We start from the raw sequence: 4,850 nt of genomic DNA on the forward strand, positions 1-4,850 counted from the left end.
CCACCCGCGCCAGAATGGCCGAGATCGCCGCCGCCAACATCATCGCCGTCCTCGCCGGCCGCGAACCGCCCAACCCAGTCAACCGGCCAGCCACCCCTCGCCAATAACTTGACACAGCACCCCGTAGGCAAGAAAAAAGAACCTTACGTAGCGTGCACGTCCGCGGCAGCGCTCCCCAGCCATCCCCCGGGGTGACCCTTGAGCAAAACCTCCCGGCCGCCCGGCAACCTCTGGCTCGCCGAAGAACTCTGGAAACTCGACGCCATCGAATTCGGCGACTTCACCCTCGGGCGCACCGCCGTCCACTCCCCCATCTACATCAACCTCCGCCGCCTCATCTCCAACCCAAAAGCCCTCAAACGCTGCGCGCGCATCATCAAAGAAGAGCTCGAAGCACTCATGTCGATGCGCAACCCCCACGTCCAGCCCTTCACCCTCGTCGCAGGCGTACCCTTCGGCGGCCTCCACGTCGCAACCGCCTTCTCCCTCCTCGTCAACGTCCCCATGATCTACATCCACCCCCCAGGAACCGATAAAGCCGACATCATCGAAGGGCTCTTCGTTCGCGGCCAAAGCTGCCTCGTCATCGACGACCTCATCACCGGCGGCGGCTCCATCCTCCAAACCGCCGCCACCCTCGAAGCCGCCGGCCTCGTCGTCCGCGACGCCGTCACCCTCATCGACCGCCAAGAAGGCGGCCGCCACGCACTCAAAGCCGCCGGCATCAACCTCGTCTCCATCCTCACCCTCGAACAGATCGCCAACTACCTCATGTCCGCCGGCCACATCACCGAAGACCACTACCGAATCACCACCGAATACCTCCGCAGCCGCAACGGCGGCTAGCCCACCCTGGCCCCACACCACCCCGGTAAAGCCACCCAGCGCAGCCCTTCCAAACGTAAAGCCACGTCACCTTTCACCTTCCTCACGCCATTCGTAGAGTGAACCCCGCCGTGCGCGAACCCGAGGATGGCGCCCATGACCCGCCGCCAGCCGGTGACCCAGCCGATGCCGAGCTCGCCGCTCGCGCCGCCTGGCGGGATCCAGCCGCCTGGGAAACCCTCTTCGAAACCCACTACCGCACCATCTACCGCTACCTCCGCTTCCAACTCTCCAACCCCCAAGAAGCCGAAGACCTCGCCTCCCAAGTCTTCGAAATCGCCTACACCCGCGCCCAAACCTTCGACTACCGCGGCGCCCCCATCCAAGCCTGGCTCCTCGGCATCGCCCGCAACCTCGCCCGCGACACCATCAAAAAGCGCACCCGCCGCGGCCCGGCCGAAAACCTCGACACCGCCGACCTCGCCGGCGCCCTTGCCCAGAACGATCCAGCCCCCAACATCCACCTTCGCACCGACCTCGCCCGGGCACTCCAAAGCCTCACCGAAGACCAGCGCGAAGTCCTCCGCCTCCGCATCATCCTCGACAGGCCCGTCGCCGAAACCGCAGCCCTCATGCACCGTTCCGAAGACGCCGTCAAGAACCTCCAGCGCCGCGCCCTCGCCGCCCTCCAACGCGCCCTCGGCGGCGACACCTACCCCAAAGGAGGCGGGCCATGACACCTGACCGCCTCGACGACCTCCTCGCCCGAGCGCTCGAAACCGGAACCATCCCCCCCGACGCCTCCCCCCACGAGCAGGCCCAACTCGAGCAGCTCCTCGCCGCCCGAGAAAACCTCCTCGCCGCCCGCCACACCATCGACCGCGAAGCCGACGCAGCCATGCCACTCGCCCGGGCGCGATTCCAGCGCTACCTCGCCGCCCGCCAGCCAACCCCAGCCCAGCGACCAACCCACACCGCCTCGCCGCATCTCCTCGCGCGCCTCCTCCAAGCCCCTCGCCTCCCCCTCGCTGCATCCCTCGCCGCACTCCTCCTCATCGCCCTCGCAGCCCTCCTCCTCACCGACCCCCTTCGCGGCACGCAACAGGCCCAAGCCCTCGGCCTCGACGACTACGTCCAGCTCGCCGGCACCGTCACCCAGAGCGACAACTCCACCATCCTCGTCGACCAGCCCGACCTCGGCCCGATCCGCATCGACACCACCGAAGCCATCTTCCTCGACACCGACGGCAACACCCTCGACCGCCCGCCCGCACCCGGAGAACACATCCTCGTCGCAGGCATCGTCCGCGAAGCCCGCGCCGGCCGGATCCTCATCGCCGCCCAGACCCTCTCCACCAGCGCCGCCCCCAACGACGAAACACCAGGCCACCTCCAACGACTCAGCAGCCTCGATGGCGCCCCCGAAGGCACCATTCGGCTCGTCGCCATCGACCCCGCCGGGCGCAGCGGCCGGGCAATCGTCGCCCTCGCCGACGGCCGGCGCGCCCTCGTCGAAATCGACCCCGCATCCCTCGGCGCCCTCCTCGCCGCCACCGGCACCTCGCTCGGCAGCCGCGTCCGCCTCGCCGACGACCACGGCCCACCCTTCTCCCTCGAGCCGCTCGACTCCCGCCCCGGCCAAAGCCACAGCGGCGGCCCCGGCCGCGCCGCCCTTCACCTCGCCGGCACCATCGCTGACGTCAAACCCAAAACGTTCACCCTCCAAACCAGCGACGGCCCCGTCACCATCGAGCGCCGCCCCGGCCTTCGCATCCTCCCCGGAGCCAGCGGCCTCACCCAACGCGACCTCCGCAAGCTCGAATCACTCCAAGGCTACCCCGCAGTCGTCGCCGGCTTTCTCGACAGCAACGGCCAATTCCGCGCCCACCTCATCGTGCTCAGTTCCCCGAACTGAGCCAGCCATCACGGCTTGAGCCTGCGCCCCAAGTACCTCACCCTGAGGACATCACACCCCGCAGGCAGAACCCAACACCATGACCTCCCCCGACCAAGCCCCGCGCTGGCTCATCACCGGCGGCACCGGCTTCCTCGGCTCCCACATCGCCCGACGCCTCATCGACGAAAACATCCACCCCGTCCTCTTCGACATCGTCCCCCTCCCCCCCGACGACGCCGACATCGCCGACCGCGTCACCTACATCCACGGCGACGTCCAAGACCGCCAAGCCATCCGCCGCGCCCTCCAAGGCGTCGAGATCGTCATCCACGCCGCCGCCGCCCTCCCCATCCAAGTCTCCAAGCGCAAAATCTACGCCACCAACGTCCGCGGCACCCGCTACGTCCTCCACGAAGCCTCGAAAGCCAACATCCGCCGCCTCGTCTTCATCTCCTCCACCGCCGTCTACGGCGTCCCCAAAACCCACCCCATCGACGAACGCTCCCCCCTCCACCCGCTCGGCCACTACGGCGCCTCCAAAGTCATCGGCGAAGAGCTCTGCCGCCAGTACCAAGAACGTGGCCTCCAAATCAATATCATCCGCCCCAAAACCTTCCTCGGCACCGGCCGCCTCGGCGTCTTCGAAATCCTCTTCGAATGGATCGCCGAAGGCCGCCGCATCCCCCTCCTCGGCAACGGCCAAAACCACTACCAGCTGCTCGAAGTCACCGACCTCGTCGATGCCATCCTCCGCGCAGCCACCAATCCCAACGTCGTCAACCAAACCCTCAACGTCGGCGCCGACCGATTCCAAACCCTCGAACAAGACATGCAAGCCCTCTTCGACCACGCCGGCTCAGGCTCCCGCCTCTGGCACCTCCCCGCCCGGCCCGGCGAGCTCGCCCTCCGCCTCCTCGAACAGCTCCGCCTCTCTCCCCTCGCCGCCTGGCACTACGGCACCATGTGGCGCGACTCCTACGTCGAAGTCCACAAAGCGAAGCAGCTCCTCGGGTGGCAGCCGCGCTACTCCAACGCCGAAGCACTCATCCGCGCCTGGGACTGGTACATCCAAAACAGAGGCCGCTACGACACCGGCGTCACCCACCGCGTCGCCTGGCAAAAAGGCGCCCTCGCCATCCTTCGCCGCATCAGCTAACCACGCCGCCCCCCGCACCCCAACGAGCGCCTACGGAATCACCAGCTGCTGGCCCACCGCCAACCGCGTGCAGTCGTCCTCCGTCAGGTTGTTCGCCGTCAACAGCTGCTGCAGCGTCACCCCGTGGTCCTGCGCAATCGAAAAACAGTTATCACCCTCGCGTACCGTATACGTCGTCCGGCCATTTCCCCCCGGAGTCGGCGTCCGCGTCGTCGCCCCCGGCGTACGCGTCCCGGCCGGGGCGGTGCCCGTCGCCCCCGCCGATGGCGTCCCCGGCTGCTGCGTCGGCGGCGTCGGCGTCCCACTCGCAGCCTGCGCCGTCTGCGTCCGATTCAGCGCATCCCTCGTCGCCACCGCATCCGCCGGCGAAATCGTACCACCGCCACCATCTCCCACCACCTGCTGGATCACCACCGCGAGCACCACGATCACGATCGCCAAAGCAAAGAGCCCGATCGTCGCCACCGGCAGACTGATGCCCCCCGAACGAGGCCGCGGACCCAGCGCCCCCGGCGAAGGCCGCCGCGCCGGCCGCGCCCCCGGCGTCCCCTGCCCGAACGGCCGCTGCCCCCGAGCGCCTGCCCGCGGGCCCGGCACCGAACCAGCCACCGGCGGCTGCGCCGCCCCCCCGCGCCCCGGAATCCCCTCACCCAAATACACCGGACACGCCACATGGTTCGCCCCAAGGCAATACGCCTCCTGGTGCGGAGCCGCGATCTTCGTCGGAGTCGGAAGCCGATAACACCGATGCGCCTCCGTCGCGTACGTCGCGTGCGAATCCGCATCGTCCGCCAGGCCCAGGTATGGGCAAACCTGCGAAAACTCTTCCTGCGTCACGCCCTCTCCTGTCCCCGGGAACTATCCCACCACCCGCCCCATCCTACCAGCAAACCACCAAAGAAAAACCGCTCCACAACCCCCCGGAAAGGCCACGCCCAGGCCACCCGGATTTGGGGTGGGGGCGCCCCCGAA

At 68.2% G+C, this 4,850-nt stretch carries 5 protein-coding genes; 4 read left to right on the top strand and 1 reads right to left on the bottom strand.

Going from position 1 to position 4,850, the window contains the following annotated elements; translation table 11 throughout:
- The first annotated feature begins 198 nt into the window (after positions 1–198).
- From VAE53_RS11180 to VAE53_RS11195, 4 genes are all read left to right on the top strand, one after another.
- Entirely contained in the window at positions 199–846 is a 648-nt protein-coding gene (locus tag VAE53_RS11180) for a phosphoribosyltransferase family protein (RefSeq protein ID WP_322819444.1), read from the top strand.
- A gap of 110 nt (positions 847–956) precedes the next feature.
- On the top strand, positions 957–1,562 hold the full coding sequence (locus VAE53_RS11185) for a sigma-70 family RNA polymerase sigma factor (RefSeq protein ID WP_322819445.1): 606 nt from the start codon (positions 957–959) through the stop codon (positions 1,560–1,562).
- Positions 1,559–2,740, top strand: coding sequence for a hypothetical protein (locus VAE53_RS11190; RefSeq protein ID WP_322819446.1), 1,182 nt, complete (start codon positions 1,559–1,561; stop codon positions 2,738–2,740). Before VAE53_RS11185 ends, VAE53_RS11190 begins: the two co-directional genes overlap by 4 nt.
- Before the next feature lie 79 nt (positions 2,741–2,819).
- Positions 2,820–3,878 carry an NAD-dependent epimerase/dehydratase family protein gene (locus VAE53_RS11195; RefSeq protein WP_322819447.1) on the top strand — a complete coding sequence of 353 codons (1,059 nt, stop codon included), beginning with the start codon at positions 2,820–2,822 and terminating at the stop codon, positions 3,876–3,878.
- A gap of 30 nt (positions 3,879–3,908) precedes the next feature.
- Here VAE53_RS11195 and VAE53_RS11200 read toward each other — a convergent pair whose 3' ends face one another.
- Positions 3,909–4,715: a LysM peptidoglycan-binding domain-containing protein gene (locus VAE53_RS11200; protein ID WP_322819448.1), complete on the bottom strand. Its 807-nt coding sequence runs from the start codon at positions 4,713–4,715 to the stop codon at positions 3,909–3,911.
- Between the last annotated feature and the right edge of the window lie 135 nt (positions 4,716–4,850).

The organism is Tepidiforma sp., from assembly GCF_034432735.1.
Lineage (GTDB): Bacteria > Chloroflexota > Dehalococcoidia > Tepidiformales > Tepidiformaceae > Tepidiforma.